At 57.8% G+C, this 16,135-nt stretch carries 16 protein-coding genes, 1 tRNA gene and 1 pseudogene; 10 read left to right on the top strand and 8 right to left on the bottom strand.

Annotated elements, in window-relative coordinates:
• Positions 1 to 91: 91 nt before the first annotated feature.
• Both E5K03_RS17460 and E5K03_RS17345 read left to right on the top strand, forming a co-directional pair.
• Positions 92 to 214, top strand: a pseudogene (locus E5K03_RS17460) (HAD family hydrolase); the annotation flags it as partial.
• A gap of 99 nt (positions 215 to 313) precedes the next feature.
• Entirely contained in the window at positions 314 to 484 is a 171-nt protein-coding gene (locus E5K03_RS17345) for a hypothetical protein (RefSeq protein ID WP_205742925.1), read from the top strand.
• Positions 485 to 724: 240 nt separating this feature from the next.
• On the opposite strand, the gene E5K03_RS00400 is transcribed toward E5K03_RS17345, so the two are convergent.
• The 4 genes from E5K03_RS00400 to E5K03_RS00385 form a co-directional block, all read right to left on the bottom strand.
• Positions 725 to 1,453, bottom strand: coding sequence for a bacteriorhodopsin (locus E5K03_RS00400; protein WP_138004409.1), 729 nt, complete (start codon positions 1,451 to 1,453; stop codon positions 725 to 727).
• Positions 1,453 to 3,138, bottom strand: coding sequence for a methyl-accepting chemotaxis protein (locus E5K03_RS00395; protein ID WP_138004408.1), 1,686 nt, complete (start codon positions 3,136 to 3,138; stop codon positions 1,453 to 1,455). Before E5K03_RS00395 ends, E5K03_RS00400 begins: the two co-directional genes overlap by 1 nt.
• A 75-nt stretch (positions 3,139 to 3,213) precedes the next feature.
• Positions 3,214 to 3,975: a Nif3-like dinuclear metal center hexameric protein gene (locus E5K03_RS00390; protein WP_138004407.1), complete on the bottom strand. Its 762-nt coding sequence runs from the start codon at positions 3,973 to 3,975 to the stop codon at positions 3,214 to 3,216.
• Positions 3,976 to 4,043: 68 nt separating this feature from the next.
• Positions 4,044 to 4,415, bottom strand: coding sequence for a 30S ribosomal protein S8e (locus E5K03_RS00385; RefSeq protein ID WP_137196423.1), 372 nt, complete (start codon positions 4,413 to 4,415; stop codon positions 4,044 to 4,046).
• Between the two features lie 136 nt (positions 4,416 to 4,551).
• Between E5K03_RS00385 and E5K03_RS00380 the strand changes: the two genes are divergently transcribed.
• Positions 4,552 to 5,004, top strand: a complete 453-nt coding sequence (locus E5K03_RS00380; protein ID WP_138004406.1) for a DUF2240 family protein — start codon at positions 4,552 to 4,554, stop codon at positions 5,002 to 5,004.
• Positions 5,005 to 5,011: 7 nt separating this feature from the next.
• The gene (locus tag E5K03_RS00375) at positions 5,012 to 5,407 is read left to right on the top strand and encodes a hypothetical protein (RefSeq protein WP_138004405.1); all 396 of its coding nucleotides are present in this window, start codon (positions 5,012 to 5,014) and stop codon (positions 5,405 to 5,407) included.
• Here E5K03_RS00375 and E5K03_RS00370 read toward each other — a convergent pair.
• Complete coding sequence (locus E5K03_RS00370; RefSeq protein ID WP_138004404.1) at positions 5,390 to 6,055, bottom strand: HAD family hydrolase; 666 nt, start codon at positions 6,053 to 6,055, stop codon at positions 5,390 to 5,392. The genes E5K03_RS00375 and E5K03_RS00370 overlap by 18 nt on opposite strands.
• Positions 6,056 to 6,137: 82 nt before the next feature.
• Between E5K03_RS00370 and E5K03_RS00365 the strand changes: the two genes are divergently transcribed.
• Positions 6,138 to 7,391: a DNA double-strand break repair nuclease NurA gene (locus tag E5K03_RS00365; protein ID WP_138004403.1), complete on the top strand. Its 1,254-nt coding sequence runs from the start codon at positions 6,138 to 6,140 to the stop codon at positions 7,389 to 7,391.
• Positions 7,392 to 7,424: 33 nt separating this feature from the next.
• Here the strand turns inward: E5K03_RS00365 and E5K03_RS00360 are convergent, their stop codons facing one another.
• Entirely contained in the window at positions 7,425 to 7,760 is a 336-nt protein-coding gene (locus tag E5K03_RS00360; protein ID WP_138004402.1) for a DUF7113 family protein, read from the bottom strand.
• Positions 7,761 to 7,906: 146 nt separating this feature from the next.
• Between E5K03_RS00360 and E5K03_RS00355 the strand changes: the two genes are divergently transcribed.
• A complete protein-coding gene (locus tag E5K03_RS00355) occupies positions 7,907 to 9,730 on the top strand; it encodes an ATP-binding protein (RefSeq protein WP_138004401.1) in 1,824 nt (607 codons plus the stop codon).
• A 17-nt stretch (positions 9,731 to 9,747) separates the two neighbouring features.
• On the opposite strand, the gene E5K03_RS00350 is transcribed toward E5K03_RS00355, so the two are convergent.
• Positions 9,748 to 11,022: a KaiC domain-containing protein gene (locus tag E5K03_RS00350; RefSeq protein ID WP_138004400.1), complete on the bottom strand. Its 1,275-nt coding sequence runs from the start codon at positions 11,020 to 11,022 to the stop codon at positions 9,748 to 9,750.
• Positions 11,023 to 11,246: 224 nt separating this feature from the next.
• Here E5K03_RS00350 and E5K03_RS00345 point away from each other — a divergent pair.
• The 3 genes from E5K03_RS00345 to E5K03_RS00335 all read left to right on the top strand — a co-directional run bounded on the left by E5K03_RS00345 (position 11,247) and on the right by E5K03_RS00335 (position 13,015).
• Positions 11,247 to 11,355, top strand: a tRNA-Glu gene (locus tag E5K03_RS00345).
• A gap of 528 nt (positions 11,356 to 11,883) precedes the next feature.
• Entirely contained in the window at positions 11,884 to 12,792 is a 909-nt protein-coding gene (locus E5K03_RS00340) for a sugar phosphate isomerase/epimerase family protein (RefSeq protein ID WP_138004399.1), read from the top strand.
• A 4-nt stretch (positions 12,793 to 12,796) separates the two neighbouring features.
• Positions 12,797 to 13,015, top strand: coding sequence for a hypothetical protein (locus E5K03_RS00335; protein ID WP_138004398.1), 219 nt, complete (start codon positions 12,797 to 12,799; stop codon positions 13,013 to 13,015).
• A 179-nt stretch (positions 13,016 to 13,194) separates the two neighbouring features.
• Here the strand turns inward: E5K03_RS00335 and E5K03_RS00330 are convergent, their stop codons facing one another.
• A complete protein-coding gene (locus E5K03_RS00330; protein ID WP_138004397.1) occupies positions 13,195 to 14,358 on the bottom strand; it encodes a glycosyltransferase in 1,164 nt (387 codons plus the stop codon).
• A gap of 234 nt (positions 14,359 to 14,592) precedes the next feature.
• Here E5K03_RS00330 and E5K03_RS00325 point away from each other — a divergent pair, with 234 nt between their 5' ends.
• Positions 14,593 to 16,095, top strand: a complete 1,503-nt coding sequence (locus tag E5K03_RS00325) for a lipopolysaccharide biosynthesis protein (protein ID WP_138004396.1) — start codon at positions 14,593 to 14,595, stop codon at positions 16,093 to 16,095.
• Positions 16,096 to 16,135 lie beyond the last annotated feature (40 nt).

The raw sequence follows: 16,135 nt of genomic DNA, 5'->3' as shown, positions 1-16,135 counted from the left end.
TCCGTTATTTCTTTAGCAGAACGCGGTATTCCTGATTGAGTTCTGAGAGGAGTCTCTGTGTAGCTTCCACGATCACACTTCATTTGGATAGATCGGCGCAGCGTGGAACGCTGGCCTCGATGGCATCCACATTGAGCGCCACGGTCCTAACAGGCGGGGGCGATGTGTCCTCGGTGATTATCGGCTCGAATCGTTTGATGAACTCTCGCTGTGAGACGCAGGACGCACATCACTATGTGAGACGCAGGACGCACATCACTAGCTGGACGCTGAGTAGCCATCTTTCTTCTCTGTGCTCATCGAATCAGGAGCGATGACTGAGGACTTTGCGATCGTCGATCTTGCGGACGTCGAACAGCAACCGTTCCCGGAATCTGGACTGGCCCACGGAAAACTCACCCAGCGGCTGGGTTGTACTGAACACCGGATAAACGCCATAAGGCTCGCGCCTGGCGAAGCGACAGCACCCCATTCACACGACTGATAAAAAGAGGACTACGTCGCCCTCGATGGCGGCCACGTACAGATCGGGGATTCGGTACACAATGTCGCTCCCGGCGGGCTTGTCCGCATCAGTCCTGATTCGATCCGGAGCATTCGAAACGAGAGCACAGACACACCACAAACCTGGCTCCTGTTTGGAGCGCCACCAGTCGGGACCGTCGAGGATTTTGGCGAGTACACGATTCCAGACGAGTGACGGAGTTCTCCGATAGACGTCCCGCTAGTCCGCGCCGATCGCCGACTCGACGCCATCTGTACCCGCGGTGAGTTCGACCGTTGTGAGATCGTCGAGTGCCGCACGGCCGTTGACCGCGATCGCGACGAACGCGGCTTTCGTGATGAAATCCAGGTAGACGATCGTCATCATCTCCGTGTTGAGCGTCAGCCAGCCGAGCCCGGCGGGTGAGAACACCCACACCACCGGGTACAGCGCCCACAGCACGACGGTGATATTCCGCAACTTAAAAAACTGTGCGTAGACGCGATCGGATGCGAACGACGACTGCTTCGGGAGCCAATAGACGAGTAGGTACGCGATCGCCACGAACGCGACACCGCCGAGGGCAAACAGTCCCCACGAGAGCAGGCCAGTTGTGAAGATCGCGGCTGCGCCCGCAGCGATAACGAGCACGTCCAGGCCGATAAGCACCGCGTAGGTTTGGGACCCCGATTTGCACAACATCGCGAGATACAACAACAAAAGCGGCGTCGTCAACAGCCAATCGACGTACCGCGCGATGTAGAATGTCGTCTCTCCGGGTGCGTCGATCACCCCGATGCCAAGCGACATGACGGCGTACGCGACTGCTGCAATCCCCGTAATTGCTGCCAAAATCACGTAGTAGAGTCGATTGCCTCTGTCAGTAATTGCGTACCACACCGGCGGCACGGTCCCGAGTACAAGTCCGATTGTCCCGAGCACAGTCCAGGTTTCTACTGCGGGCGCCATCAGTTCTCACCTCCGAATTCGAAGCCACTCGTGGGCTCTCTTGGATCTACTGCACCTGTGGCGTCTATTTGTCCATCGGCCCCGCCGTCAGTTGCGGCCATTGACTCGGTTGTCACCGCCTCGACTGCGGTTTCTACCTCATCGACGCCGACGTCTGTCTGATCGGTCTCGAACCGATCGAGTGCGTCCTGGAGCTTGTCGGCCTGCGTGGACAGTTGTGTCGCGGCGGTTTCGACGTTTTCGAGGGTTTTCATCTGCGCTTGCGTTGTTTCTGTGACCCCGTCGGCCGCCTCGGAGGTCTGCTCAGAGATAGATGCAACCTCCTCGACCATCTGAACGACTGTCGTTGCCGACTGTGCTTGGTCTTCTGTGGTCTGGTTGATTTCTTGGATGCTGCCGTCGATCTCGTCGACGTAGTCGATCACGTCGTTCAGTTCGTCGATCGCGCCTTCGACCGTCTCAACGCCGGTTGAGATCCGCTCGGAGGTATCTTCCATGCCGTCGACTGCCTGTTCGGTCTTCGTTTGGATCTGGCTGATCCGGCCCTCAATCTCGCCGGCAGCGTTTTTGGTCTCTTCGGCGAGCGATTTGACCTCTTCGGCAACGACTGCAAAACCAGAGCCCTCCGCGCCGGCACGGGCAGCCTCAATTGAGGCGTTGAGTGCGAGCAGGTTGGTCTGTTCGGCGATCTCAGTGATTACGTCGACAATTTCACCAATCTCGGCCACCTCGTCGTCGAGCGACTGGATGTCGTCCATTGTCTCGGCGGTTTGGGTTTCGACTGCGTCCATCTGCTGAACAGCCTCCTCTGCAGCCTCCTGTCCTTCGGTCCCTGCCTCGTTGGCGCGTTGAGTCGTTCCAGCGACAGTTTCGACGGTCGCGGCGACTTCCTCGGCGCTTGCGGAGAGAGTGCTCATCTCATCGGAGACACCGCGAAGGTTCTCGGTCTGTTTGAACGCTCCGTCAGAGATTTCAGAGACTGATTCTGCTACTGCGGACCCCGCATTTTGGAGTTCCTCGGCTCGATCGTCGACACCATCTGTGGCCTCGCCCACGTGACCGGCGAACTGCTTGACATCACCAACGGCTGCCTCAATTTGATCGAGCATCTCGTTGAATGATCGGCCGACGTTTGCCATCGCCTCAGTATTGGTGTCGACGTCGACACGCCGAGTGAGGTCTCCGTCTGCAACGGCCTGCATTACTGCCTCGTAGGATTTGGCGGTCGATTCGAGTTGTTGGGCACGTGACTCCATCTCATCACGTGCGGCTTCGGCGTCTGCCTCCGATTGTTCGGCTGCCTCGATCTGTTCGGCCAGTGAGAACTGCATTTCGTTGAATGATCGAACCAAATTGCCAAGTTCGTCGCGTCGATCGGTCTCCAACTCGACGTCGAGGTCGCCAGCAGCCATTCGATCGGCCTTCTCGGACAACTGTCGCAAAGAAACGATCGTATTGCTTCCGACGGTGACTCCCAACAACGCGAGACTGATGACGGACACAAGAATCAATCCAAGAATACTCGAGACGATTCCGGTATCGGTTTCGCCGAGTTCCGTAAGCACTTGTGTATACACCATCGCCCCTGATCCAACGAGTAGCGCAATAACCCCAAGCAGCGAAAGCGAGAGCTTTGCCGCATAACTCTCCCGAATCCGCCCTGTCACACCTGCCTCTGTTGTCATCTACATTTAGTATGGAGAGATAGATTATAAATCCCCGATTCAATATATCAATACTGATATTTACGGTGTGCGTGGTCAGATACCGGTCGGATGGCTAACGTACGTCGACTCGATTCCCCACTCAGTTGTTAGCTCCGCGATCGCTCGGACACCGAAGGTCTCTGTCGCGTAATGACCCGCAAGTACCACAGAAATGCCCGCTTCTCGCGCGGCATGATACACCTGTTGTTTTCCTTCGCCAGTAATGAGTACGTCAACCCCACAGGCGATCGCTTCCCCCAGCCAGTCGGTCCCACTACCGGTGACGATCGCAATATCTGAGACGATTTCAGGCCCGAAATCGAGGACCTGGATTGCCTGTTCGCGTTCGAATTCAGCTAGCCTGTCGACGACCGTATCGAGTTCGATTGCGGGTGACGCTCGCCCCCGTTGGCCGATGTGTTCGCCCCCGAGTTCGCCAAACGGCTCACACTCAGTCAGCCCGAGTGCGTCGGCGACCCCTGCCGCGTTCCCGAGGGTTTGATGCCCATCAAGCGGCAGGTGAGTGACGTATAAGGCGACATCGTTGCGAATGAGTCGTTCAATGAGGCGGTACTCGCGGCCGGTGACGCGCTCGAATCCGCCCCACGAGAGGCCGTGGTGGACGACGAGCACGTCCGCGTCGCGGTCGATCGCCTCGTCGATCGTCGCCTCGGCGGCGTCGACCGATACCGAAACGCGATCGACTGTCGCGTGGTCGGGGCCGACCTGGAGGCCGTTCGCACTGGCGTCGATCTCGGCGTACGCGTCGGTTTTAAGCTCCTCGTCGAGCCGATCGACGAACTCGCGTAAGTCCATGGGTAGGGTAAGCGCCGCGAGCGGTATGTAGGTTGCTTCTCACCGTCAAAAACGAGTTACTGGATTCGTTATTCGAGTTTGACCGCGTTGACCTGGCCGGTCTGGCCGGGTCGGGAGGTAACGCGGGCGAGCCCTTCGGATGTTTCGATGATCGCACCCTTCGTGATGATGTTTCGGCGGGCGTAGTTGACGTTCGAGGGGTTCTCTTCGACACCGTCGATTTCGGCCTCGACAGTGCTGTCGCCGTCGGAGACGTTCGCAACGTTCGTCGAGAGCGCGCGGAACTTGGGCTCGGTGCCGCGGGAGTCGATCACCTGCATGCGGGGTTCACCGACAGTCGTCTCAGATGGTTCGCGACCGAGTTGGGAGCGTTTCTTTTTCGCGAACGGCTTGAGTCGGCCACCGGTCCGCTTTCGCGTCGAGCGTCCTTGATCTTTCATACCGCATAGAACAGCCAGGAGCTACTTGAATCGCTCGAAACGCGTCAGTGCGTTCGCCTGCCCGCGAGCAAGAAATCTCGAACCCGAACCGATCGAAGCCACAACGGTTAGGTATCGTTCGATCCCTGTAGAACGCATGAGCCTCGAGGTCGCTGTTGCCGTCCCGTTTCGACAGAAAGGAACACGACAACTCGGGGAGGGCCAGATCGTCGTCGCGCTATCGCTCGATCGTGACTGGTTCTCGCCCGATCAGGCCAAGCGACTCGTCGACATCGCGCTCGCGCGCGGGCTACTTGAAGAGATCGAGGGTGGGGAGTTTCGGCCGACATTCGACCCCGATGAGACCCGCATTCCCGAAGATTTTGCTCCTGACGAATCTATCCTCCGCGAGCAGTCGACATTCGAGCAGGCGCTCGATCGGCTCGTTTCTGCGGGAATGGACAAACAGGCGGCGGTCGCCGAAGCGAACAAACGACAAAAAGCGCTGGGCGTGACGATCGAAACCGCTGCCGTCCTCGTCGCTCGCGAACGGGGTATCGATGTCGACGCGGTCGCAGAGACAGTTGCTGCCGAACTGGAACAAGCGTGATCACCCAATGATACCTGATCGACTCGATGACGGGACACGAATCGCACAGGTTTTGGCCTCAGAGCTTACCGGCGATCGCGACGATCTCGCTCAGCTCTCTGTGACTGATGCCGACCCAGATGTCGAACCGACGCCAGACGGCGCGCTCGCGTATCGCGTTGTTCACGACGCAGGAGACACAAAAACGACGATCGCCGAAGTCTTTGTCCAGCCCGATCGCGTGCGCGTTGAATTCGTCGTTGCGGTCGACGATGCGGCGCAGGCGGCCGACGCGGCTGGTCTCCGTGTCCGTCCCAAGGCAGTTCGGCCGCCACGAACGCTCGTATTTGTCGAAAATGGCGCGCAAGTAAAATGGATCCTTCCGACGTTCGAAACGGTTGCCGGGTTAGTCGATCGACGCTAACAGCCCTGGCAGCTCCAGTGCAAGCCGATCGCGATCGATGTACGCGTCCGCCCGCGGATCTCGATCCGGCCCGTCTTCGAAGCGGACCTGCACGGCAAACAGTCCTGCCTCGGTCGCTCCCTCGATGTCATCAAGCGGTGTGTCACCGACGTATACCGTTTCGTTTGCGTTCGTTCCAAGTGCCGACAAAAGCGCCTCGAACGCGGCCGAGTCGGGCTTTCCAGCCGGCAACTCTCCGGTGACGAGCGCGGCGTGAAACAGCTCTGTCCACCCGAGATGTTCGAGTTTTGCGCGCTGTGCATCGATCGGCCCGTTCGTCAACAATCCAACGCGGTAGTCCGTTTTGAGTTCTTCAATGAGGGCTGCGGATCCGCCGACAGGGGATAGTGATTTGGTGACAACTTGCCGGTACGCGTCAGCGAGCGATTTTGCGTCGGCCTGTGATTCTTCGTACTGCGTGAGGAGGTCCGCGAAGATCGGCTCTCTGGTCTGCTGTGTGAGATTCTTCCGGTGAGCGTCGAGATACTCTTCACGCGTGATTGGTGGCCCCCCCGCCAACGCCACCGCCTCTCCCAAGAGTGTCGTTCGGTCGCGGCTGGGGACCGCGAGCGTCTCGTCGAGGTCGAATGCGACCCCTCGTATAGCCATTGGAGTTCTGTATGTACTCGAAGGCTTTTAGCGTGCCGGGATGACCGCCCTGTTTTTGTTGATCCAGGACGGTAGATCGGCTGTGACGCTCGATCCGATCCACGTCGATACGATCGCCCGGCTGGCGGGTGAAATTGCCGACGAGACCGACGACACCGATCAGGACGATCTCGCGCTTACGGCGTGGTCTGAATGGCTCGATCCGCTCGTCGTCAGCGGCACGCGAGTCATCGAACCACTTGAGCCGCAGGCCTTGCGGCGGGTTCCGATCGACGACATCGCCCTGGCTGAGCGTCCCTACGAGATAACGCACGGGCTCGACTCGGGGACGATCAACCCGACAACGTTTCGAAACGGACTCGTCCTCGACGTGGCCCACGCTGCCATGGCTTCGGACCCATCTGATTTGTCACTGCACCGAAAACGCAGCGTAATTGCGACCGTCCACAGCGGCGACGTGACTGGGAGCTACGATCGCGAGTGGGTCCACTACGATGAGGGAAACAGCCGTCGCCGCGTCTGGCGGGTGCCGAGTCTCGATCGCTTCGCTGAGGCGATCGTTCACGCGCTGTCTCTGTATCTCGCAGAGAGCGAACACGCCCTCGAACACGCCGACTGCGTCGAGGAGCTGCTCGTGTTAGACGGACCGTTGTATCCAAAAGAGCTGCTTTCGTGGGAGGATCACGACGCCGAACTCGGCGCGATCGCCCGCGAAACCAAACCGAAACAGGTCCTCGAAAACTATCTCGAACTCGTCGAGCGATTTGTCGAAACCGACCGAACGCTCGTCGGCTTCGTGAAGAATCCAAGCGCCCGGACGATCGTCAGCGGGCTCTCACGGTCAGGCAAGCAGGTCCCGTGGGGTAACGACACGGCGTTTTTCACTCGGCTCCTTGAACAGCGGCCACAGAATCCCGCGTCGGCGCACGATCGACTGACCGACGAACTCACATTCACCACGTGGCTGTGTTCTCGGGGCGGACCCGATCGGGCAGTGTCCGAACACGGCGACGCACTGGGCTGTGCGCGCTCACTCGACCCGGCCGCCTACACGGTCACGTTCTTCGTGATCTACGATCCCCGATCGGACCTGCTCTACAAAATCGAAGCGCCCGCCGCGCTCACGCAGTCCGCAGAGACCCGCGAGGCGATCACACGCCAGGCGCTTGCGGAAGTTGCTGCGAACGACGGGCCACCGATTGCCGTCAAAAAGGCCGATGAACTCGCACGGATCAGTGCCGGCGCGAAGGCCTCTCTGCGTAGTCGGTTTGAGGACGTCCTCAAAAGTGGGCGTCTTGGGAACTACAACGATCGGCGGTGGACAGACGGCGAGTAGAGATGTGGGGATTTCGGTTGTTGACCGCCCCGGTCAGGCCGGGCTGGCCGATTGCACTTCGAACGTTACCTCGGCAGGATCGACGCCGATTCGGGCAAACTGTGTCCGGATATGATCCTTTGCGGCGTCGATCGCCTGTGCTTTCGTCTCAAACCCTCGCGGCATCGGTGATTCGAACGCGACGCGAATCTGTTCGCCGTCGACAATAATCGGCGAGCCGCCGCTTTCGACCTGATAAAACGAGTCACAAACCCATACGTACGGCGCATCGTCGTCCGGTGCGCCCTTGTACGTCGGCGGCTCCTCGCCGCGCTCGAATACCGTCCCGGTAAGGTTCGTTCCCCCACCCTCTCCGCTGACTAACAACATACCACGTGTACGTCGTGGACGCGGTTATTGATTGTCGTCACCTACTGTCAGGTGCGTCTCCGATCGGCCGGAACCACCATCCGGGGCTGCCTCCAGCGGCCGCGATCTGGGGAAACTGGTAAACCCGTGCCGACAGATGCTATCGTATGACGCTTGAGGATTTCACCGAGTTTGGCTCTGCAGATCAATCCGAGGCCGACAGAGCCGACGGAGCTGGCGGTGACTCGGCCGGTAATGCGATCGGCAATACTGAGACTGACGATCGCTTCGAGTCCTACGACGCAGAACCGATCGGCATGGACTCGGGGATCGGTGCACTGTCGGTTACACACGGGCTTCGGGTCGCAGAAGACGGCGAGGAGACGGCGCTGCGGGCGTTCGTGACGGTCGGCAACCGCGATGCGGTCCGGATCGGCAAATACCTCCTTATTCCATACCCCGACAACGAGACGCTCTTTTGTCGAATCACGTCGCTGGAATACGCCCAGGAGTATCACGCCGATGACGCGACGGAGATCCACGCCCGCCGCGCCATGCGTCGCGACGACTTCGAAGAGCGCGACTACAAGTTCATGGCCGAACTGGAGCCGATCGCGGTGCTGTACGACGACGGCGGCGAACTCAAACGCCGGATGACCGATCGGGTCCCCAAACCCGGCGCGATCGTTCGGCAGGCCCGCGACAGCGCACAGATCAAGACCGGCTTGAAGATCCCCGAGGACGGAATCTTCCTCGGGCACCTCTCTGTTGGCGGCGAGAAGGTCCGGACCGCCGCAGAGCCGCCGACGATCGACTACCGGCTCAAAAACGACTACGACTCAGGGGATCCGCTCGTATTCAGGCACACACTCATCGCCGGCGGCACCGGCTCGGGGAAGACACACGCCTCGAAGAACGTCCTCCGGCAGTATCTTGACGATGACTGTCGGTATCCGATGGCCGACGGTCGGACGGTCCCGCCGGCGGTCGTGTTGTTCGACCCACAGGACGAGTACGCCCAGATGCACGACGACAACCCTGAACTGGACGCTGAGTTTGCTCGCCGGCTCGATCGAGAGGGGGTCGCCTACGGCGGCCACGCGGACACGATCGCACTCGTGCCGAAAGAAGCCGGCGTGACCTACGGCGGGGCTGGCCACGGCGCGGCCCAAAAGGAGTTCACGATCCCGTTTTCGATGGTGGACGACCAGCCGTGGCTCGTCGCCGGAAGCGGGCTCAACGACAACCAATATCCCGCGTTACGGGACCTGCTCAAACGCTTTTTCCGAGAGTACGGCACTGGCGGTACCTACCAGCAGTTCCTGACGTTCCTCGACGACCCGGGGCTCAAAGAAGAACTCGACGAGTCCGGGCGGGTCCACGAGGCTACCTTCGACGCGGTCAAGCGGCGGGTCCGATCGATTCCCGGCGGGATCTTCGATCAGTCAGCGACCCCGATCACCGAACTCGATCGCGAACTCGTCCGCCCCGGCGGGCTCTCTGTGATCCCGACGTACCATCTCAGTACGACCCGCGCGAAGGAGCTGTTCGTGCTCGCGGTCTCGTCGTATCTCATCGACGACAAGCTTTCGAACTCGCCGTCGAGCGATCGGATCAAAGAGACACCGGTCGTTCTCGGCATGGACGAGGCGCACAACTTCCTCGCAGACGCTGACACCGTTCAGGCCCGAAAAGTCGTCTCGAAGTTCACCGAAGCCGCAAAGCAGGGCCGAAAGGAACGGCTCGGCCTCTTTTTGATTACCCAAGATCCCCAGGACATCGCGGAACCGGTGTTCAAACAGTTGAATACCAAACTCGTGTTGAATCTGGGCGACGAGGATGCGATAAAGAGCGTGAATATTCCGACGACGCTCCAACAGAAAGTGCCGTACATGGAGAAGGGACAGATGGTCATCTACTCACCCGATAACTCCGAACCAGTCGAACTCATGGGACTATCGCGGTGTCTCACAAAACACGGGCGAACGTAACAACACGGAGCGCGACGTCAAAAGATGCTTGCCTGCCGGTAGACGCTGATCCCGGTGTCAGTAATTTCGTAGGGTTTTGTCTCCCGAGAGTGATTTGCGTTCCGGATCTTCTGGATCTCAACGGCCAGCCGCGTCTCCTGGTTTGACTGGCGGACGTACTGCAACACAAACACTGCGTCTGTGAGATACTCAACGATCCCGTGTCTGGACGCGTAGGCGTTGTCTTCGCTCGCCTCAGAGGTGAGCATCGTCGTAATGCCCGCCCGTTTGAGCGACCGCGTAAAGTCGAACACTTCACTCCGGCGCTTTGCGGGATGATCGTACATCATTTCGAGAAGTGATACCGAATCTAAGACGAGCCGATCGGCTTCGAAATCATCAATCAAGCGTGTGATATCTCCGCTCAGACTCGACAGACTGTTTGCCAGTTCGATTGGGTCCAAAGACACAATTGCAAGCAGCTCTTTGGACTCATATTCTCGGAATGGCCAGCCCATTTCTTCGGCGGTGGAAAAAATCGCATCACTGCTTTGTTCGAGTGTAATAAACACCGCCCGCTCGCCCTGTTCGAGCCCGTGGTTAAGAAACTGCAACCCGAATGTTGTCTTCCCTGTCCCGGCGCTACCGATCACCACCATCAGCGATCGGTTTGGAACGCCGCCAAGAATCATCTGATCGAGTCCCTCAATACCAAGTTCGATTCGATCGATTGATGATTCGAACTCTTCTTTGTTGAACGCCTCTGGATCGGCAGCAACAGCCTCTGAACCCGATTCACCACTGAATCCCGTGGTAAAGTCCGCAAAACCAAATTCATCGCCCCCGCCCCCACTGTCATCAATATCGAACCCCCCGAATGAATCGTCGGCAGTATCCGATCCCGTCATAGTGGGCTGGTTTTGTTGATTCCTCGGAGAGACCCCAAATGGATCGGTCTCGTCCGGCGTTTGTGTTGATTCGTCCGCACCAGACGATTCGGTGGGTACTGTCCGCTCAGGCCTGTCGTTCGAAGTTTCTCTCTGGGGTGTGATTGCTGTCTCGGTCTCTTCGATTACCGCCGTCTCCTCATCCTCGCTAGCTATTACTTCTATATCATCTATGTTCTCGGAGTTATTCCTTCTCGAGGTATCTTCACCCGCAGTGCCGTCTTTATCAACTGTCTCGCCTTTTTTTGTGGTGTCGTCGTTATCTGTGCGGTTGGTTTTATCAGCAGTGTCGTCCCCAGTGTCAGGTCCGTCGCTGTCTCCCTCAAGTTCACGGAGGGCCTGTTCAAACCAATCGTCGTCACTCATCGATAATCACCCGATTGCCCTTGATTTGACGATCAGCCCGTGCCCCGACGCGAGGATCCATATTTGAGCATCGGAACCGACCGATATGAATGTTGGTACTAATACATACTGCGAGCGTATCCCCGCGACTGCAGGCGTACGAAGTGATCGATTGTGCGAGCCAATATATATCTCGTGAGTGAATTCGATGGTGTTAAATTAGTGGGTCAGGTAGCGTAGAATGCGCTCGGTTGGTGTAGTCCGGCCAATCATATTGGCCTTTCGTCCGGATCGACACGCAAGTGTCACCCGGGAAGACAGCCGATGACCGGGGTTCAAATCCCCGACCGAGCATTTTCACCTCACGTTCACCAATAAGCCGCAGGTTCGCCTTCGCAGGAGACACATTGTGCTCCACCAGTCGTTCGTTATCAGGTAAAAAGGTGCCCGTCGCCCGATACAGCAGCTGTCAAAGGGGGGTAGGAGCGCACTGTTCTTGGGCGATCGGGTATCTCAACCGAAGGCGTGTCGTGGCTTTGTTATCCTCCGATTATTCCACACCTACAATGTTCGTAATTATCTTCTGCCTCTATCCAAGAACTAAAATAGCGTTTGCAATTATTTTCTCACTTCGATTCAGAACTACTGGCTCACGCACTCTCAGACTGCATTTCGAGGTGCTTCTTGCAACGCGTTGCAAACGGTACTATATTGGGTCAAACACTTTTCGACCGAATCTCGTATTTGCTGCCGAAAGTTGTGCACGCGCTTATACGTTACATAGAATAATGACCCATATACGGGTATGCGATTACGGGCAGCAGCTTCCTACCAATTTAACTACTAATTTACTACGCTTCGTGATCTCTTTTGACTGAGGTGATGAACACAACGCTGCGATCGTCCGATTCGGTAGGTACACCCGGACGGGGGCTACAGTTACATACACTCCGTGATAGTCCTGACTCACTTCCGGAAATAATTCACCAGGTCGCTGACGTGGGGTATGACGGCGTCGAATTCGCCGGGCGATTTCTCCAGGCTGATCCTCATGCGGTTCGATCAGTACTGACCGAACACAATATCGAACCAATCGCCGCACACGTTGATTTACACCATCTCGAGTCAAACGCCGAGGCGATTGTCGACCGCTGTCTGGCTGCAGGCTGTTCGCGAGTGATCGTCCCGCATGTGGGAAACGGTTACTTCCGGACAACTGATCGGGCTGCATCGACCGCGAAGCGACTTAATGAGGTTGCCGATCGCCTCGCCGTCGACGGCATCGAATTTGGGTTACACACGACGAGAGGGATGTTCTTGCCCGTACTCGATCGGTTTGGACTCGGCGTGCCCTCTCGAATTCCGTTGCCGATGAACGGGTGGAGCTTTATTGCCGACGCTATCGGAACCGCCACACGGATCGACGAGTTTGCTATCCAGACCCACACTGGATTTGGGACACTTCTGACGGAGATGACTGATCAAATCGAATTTGAGGTCGACATTGGGTGGGTCGCTGCCGCTGGCTTCGATCCGGGTACTGTGTTTGATCTGCTCGGCGATCGGCTCTTTTCGATCCACATCGCTGACGTTGCGCTCACACGTCGATTTCCCCCGGCGTTTCGGTCGGTTGCTCCGGGTGATGGAATTGTTGATCTCCCGGCAGCCCTCCGAGCTGCGAGACAGTCCGATGCGTCGTGGCTCGTGTTCGAAGACGACGATCCGACGGATCTCCAACTCTCTGTCGCCCGAGGGATCGACATACTTTCACAGGACAGCGATCGGTGGTGAAACAATGAGCGAGAGTCCAGAAATCGGCGAGCAGTACACGTATTCCGACGGAACAATTGAGATCGTTTTTGTCGTCGAAGACGGGAGAATCCTGACGGTCAGGGAATATCCTGAAAGAGAACTGTTCGACGCGGCGGTCGCCGATGCCAGACAGGAGGGAATAAACGAAGCGGTCGCGAACCTTCCCGACGTCAAGGAGTTCACGCAGGACGACGACGGCTAATACAATTTCACCGTTGGTTCGCTGAATGTTTCCGCAATTTTAAACCCTTCAAGCACTAATCAGCACCTGGCTCGGGGGAGCAACGCCAGTTTGTGTGCCAACAAATGTGCCAACTGTGAACCCGTGCCACTTTTTGACACAACTACTCCTTGAGCAGCAGCGACGTGGTCTCTCGCGTTTCACGGACCTGGGTTGGGGCCTTCCGTAGACGAAACTGATGAGTAGAGGCTCACGAGCCGATCGCCCGTCGACTCCCAGGTGTTCTCACGAGCCCGTTCGAGGTTCGAACGCCCGATTGCGTCCAGTGACGGTTCCGCACGAACCGCAGCAAGCGCATCTTTGAGCCCATCTGGGTCGTCGGGATCGTAGAGGACGCCGCCGTCAGCCGTAATCGTCGCTGGAAGACACCCAATCGACGGGGCGACGATCGGGCAGCCAAACGAGAGCCCAAGGTGCGCAGACCCAGAGTTGAGGATGGTCCGATACGGCAAGACGAGGACGTCAGCCGCGTTCATGTAGTACTGAATCCGATCCTCCGGGATAAACTCGAACACTGTTTGCACGTCATCGATCTCATCGGTGAGCCGTCGGAGTTCGAGTTCGAGCGCGTCGTCGGTCGGATTCCCAACGATCCAGAGGGTCGAATTCGGCGAATTGAGGGCTCCAAAGGCATGGAGTAGCTCTGTAACCCCTTTGTACGGCCGAATGAGTCCAAAAAAGAGGTACACGAAATCCTCCTCAGCGATCGCGAGTTCCGTCCGCGCGGCCGCTTTCGAGACCTCGTTTTCGTACGCCGAGACGAAGCTCCCGTCGGGCACGACGACGGCGTCATCTGCGTCGAACGCCCAGTACGTTGTCGTGAGCACGTTGGCAGCCCGATCGCACTTGACGATCAAGCGATCTGCGAGGACGAATGTCCACTCGTTGATAATCCGCTCGGTGCGCGGGAGCGATCGATCGTGGTGGTGTTTGTTGTGGACATGCTTGACAACGGCCGGCCCGAAAAGCGAGACCAGAAACAGGTCTACACAGAACATCGCGGCCCGCAGGATCGAAATCACGGCGTCGATCACGTCGATCCCAATGTCTGAGGTAGTGTAGAACTCGTAGAGCCAGTCGAGTTGCAGTACGTCTACGTCTGGGTTTGCGTACGCTGCTCGCGAGAGCGGGAAAAAGAACGGGTTGATCGGCGTCCGAATATCGACGCCCTGGTCCCGAAGCGCCCCGACGAGCAGCTGCATATATGGGTTTTCGGCGTTGCTGTGTCCGGACATGACGAGCACGGTAAGCTGTTCTTTAGGGCCGCCCCGGCGGTTCCGCTGCTGGGTGCGATCGACTGTCACAATCGCAGTGACGTCCCGGTGGTGGGTAAGTATGTACCGACAAATCAGCCGACGCCGCGATTACAGTCCGTGCGATCGCCGTCCAGTGCGTTACCCGTGACATAACAATGTGTTGTATTTCCCTGCATTTCGGTGATGTCGAACGTACGGTTTGTGCGTAAACGCCAAGTGGCCCTCTGGACCGATCGAATCCGTGAGGAGCTGTGGGATCGCGATCGATCTGGTGGTCAATAAATGAAAGATCGCATTACCAAACTCATTCAGGGTGTCGTTCCGACCGGTTCGGTGCTCCAGCGGACGGTCAAAAGTGGTATCTGGGTCTCGGCGACGAAGCTATCGAGCCGACTTATGCAGATCTTGATGCTCATCGTCCTCGCTCGGTTGTTGGCACCGAAAGATTTCGGTATTATGGGAATCGCGCTGTTGACGCTGAGCGGCCTCAATCGGTTCACCGAAATCGGGCTCAATGCGGCGCTTATCCAGCAGAAGGCTACGAACGTCGACGATTATCTCGATACGACCTGGTGTCTCGAAGCAGGTCGAGGAATCCTCATCGTTACCGGGTTGTTCGTCCTTGCACCATATATTGCCTCGTTCTTCGACGAGCCGACCGCAACGGTTCCAATACAGGTCATAGCCCTCTCAACACTGTTTTTCGGGTTTCGGAACCCTGCAGTCGTCTACTTCAAAAAGGATCTTGCGTTTCACAAGCAGTTTGTCTACGAGACCAGTGGTGGATTCATCCAGTTCATTGTCGGGGTATCCTACGCGCTCGTCTCACCAACCGTGTGGGCGCTCGTGTTCGCATCGGTTGCGACCTCAGCCAACAAGTTCGTTCTCTCGTACGTGATGCATGAGTACCGGCCATGGCCGTCATTTGATATTGAGAAGGCCAAGGAACTGATCCACTACGGCAAGTGGATCACGGGGTCGTCGATCGTCGGATTCCTGTATAGTGAGGGCGACGACGCGTTCGTCGGGTGGCTCCTTACGGCAACTGCGCTGGGATACTACCAGTACGCCTACCGCATCGCCGATACCCCTTCTTCGGAGGTGTCGGGTGTTATTTCGCAGATCACCTTTCCAGCCTACTCTCGATTGCAAGACGACATGGACGCGCTCCGGAGCGCGCTATTGGAGACGCTTCGGTTCACGTCGTTTGTCACCTTCCCGATGGCATTTGGAATCGCGCTCGTTGCACCGAGTTTCGTCCCTGCCGTACTCGGTCCCGACTGGACGCCGATGATCACTGCAATGCAGATTCTCGCGTTGTACGGGTTGTTACACTCGATCACGCGAAACTTCGGGGCGGTATGGAAAGCGCTTGGCCGCCCCGACTACGTGACAAAACTTGGTATGTTCCGTGTGCTCTGTATCGCAGCGCTTATTTGGCCAGCGACGGCTCGGTGGGGAATCGAAGGAACCGCGCTCGTTGTCGTCGGGGTCTACGTGTTCCCGATGTTGCCGATCGACGTGTACCTCGCGGCAAAAACTGTCGAGGGGCGTTCGATACAGATCTATCGCGAATACGCGTATCCCTTCGTCGCCGCGAGCGTGATGTTCGCGACCCTCTGGTACGCCCGGACCCTGGTGGAACTATCGCCGCTCGTCGAGTTCCTTGCTCTCGTCCCCGCCGGGGCGGCCATTTATATCGTGACTGCAGTCGTTCTGGAACGCCAGTTTGATTGGGGAATCGAACGTAATATTCGGATGGTTGTCAATGGTATTCGCGGGTGAATGTCACAGACGTCAACCCAATACGTGACCGGTCGACCGG

Source organism: Halalkalirubrum salinum (genome assembly GCF_005543295.1).
Lineage (GTDB): Archaea > Halobacteriota > Halobacteria > Halobacteriales > Haloferacaceae > Halalkalirubrum > Halalkalirubrum salinum.
Note: the sequence above shows the minus strand (reverse complement) of the source record. Positions and strands in the feature narration are given on the sequence as shown.

Excerpts from the sequence above, each read along its gene's own strand:
- E5K03_RS17345 (WP_205742925.1), top strand. The coding sequence starts at position 314 with ATGACTGAGGACTTTGCGATCGTCGATCTTGCGGACGTCGAACAGCAA.
- E5K03_RS00400 (WP_138004409.1), bottom strand. The coding sequence starts at position 1,453 with ATGGCGCCCGCAGTAGAAACCTGGACTGTGCTCGGGACAATCGGACTT.
- E5K03_RS00395 (WP_138004408.1), bottom strand. The coding sequence starts at position 3,138 with ATGACAACAGAGGCAGGTGTGACAGGGCGGATTCGGGAGAGTTATGCG.
- E5K03_RS00390 (WP_138004407.1), bottom strand. The coding sequence starts at position 3,975 with ATGGACTTACGCGAGTTCGTCGATCGGCTCGACGAGGAGCTTAAAACC.
- E5K03_RS00385 (WP_137196423.1), bottom strand. The coding sequence starts at position 4,415 with ATGAAAGATCAAGGACGCTCGACGCGAAAGCGGACCGGTGGCCGACTC.
- E5K03_RS00380 (WP_138004406.1), top strand. The coding sequence starts at position 4,552 with ATGAGCCTCGAGGTCGCTGTTGCCGTCCCGTTTCGACAGAAAGGAACA.
- E5K03_RS00375 (WP_138004405.1), top strand. The coding sequence starts at position 5,012 with ATGATACCTGATCGACTCGATGACGGGACACGAATCGCACAGGTTTTG.
- E5K03_RS00370 (WP_138004404.1), bottom strand. The coding sequence starts at position 6,055 with ATGGCTATACGAGGGGTCGCATTCGACCTCGACGAGACGCTCGCGGTC.
- E5K03_RS00360 (WP_138004402.1), bottom strand. The coding sequence starts at position 7,760 with ATGTTGTTAGTCAGCGGAGAGGGTGGGGGAACGAACCTTACCGGGACG.
- E5K03_RS00355 (WP_138004401.1), top strand. The coding sequence starts at position 7,907 with ATGACGCTTGAGGATTTCACCGAGTTTGGCTCTGCAGATCAATCCGAG.
- E5K03_RS00350 (WP_138004400.1), bottom strand. The coding sequence starts at position 11,022 with ATGAGTGACGACGATTGGTTTGAACAGGCCCTCCGTGAACTTGAGGGA.
- E5K03_RS00340 (WP_138004399.1), top strand. The coding sequence starts at position 11,884 with ATGAACACAACGCTGCGATCGTCCGATTCGGTAGGTACACCCGGACGG.
- E5K03_RS00335 (WP_138004398.1), top strand. The coding sequence starts at position 12,797 with ATGAGCGAGAGTCCAGAAATCGGCGAGCAGTACACGTATTCCGACGGA.
- E5K03_RS00325 (WP_138004396.1), top strand. The coding sequence starts at position 14,593 with ATGAAAGATCGCATTACCAAACTCATTCAGGGTGTCGTTCCGACCGGT.